1 pseudogene is annotated in these 273 nt (G+C 65.6%); it reads left to right on the top strand.

What is annotated here, in order from left to right:
- Positions 1-273, top strand: a pseudogene (locus ABG80_RS03240) (IS5/IS1182 family transposase); the annotation flags it as partial.

The following is a 273-nucleotide window of genomic DNA, read 5'->3' as shown; positions in this document are numbered from 1 at the left end:
GACAGGAGTATTTCGAGCATCGCCTGCCATGCGATCCCAGCCAGATCGGGCGCTTTCGTCGGGTGCTCGGTGAGGCGGGGGTGGAGCAACTGCTCAAGACCACCATCGAGACGGCGGTGCGCATCCAGGCGGTCAAAAAGAGCGAGTTCGAGCGCGTCATCGTCGACACCACGGTGCAGGAGAAGGCCATTGCCCACCCCACCGACAGCCGCTTGCTGGAGGTCGCTCGCGGGCAACTGGCCGAGCTGGCCAAGAAGCTGGGGCTGGCGCCCA

The sequence above is a fragment of the Aquabacterium parvum genome (genome assembly GCF_001447195.1).
Lineage (GTDB): Bacteria > Pseudomonadota > Gammaproteobacteria > Burkholderiales > Burkholderiaceae_C > Aquabacterium > Aquabacterium parvum.
Note: the sequence above shows the minus strand (reverse complement) of the source record. Positions and strands in the feature narration are given on the sequence as shown.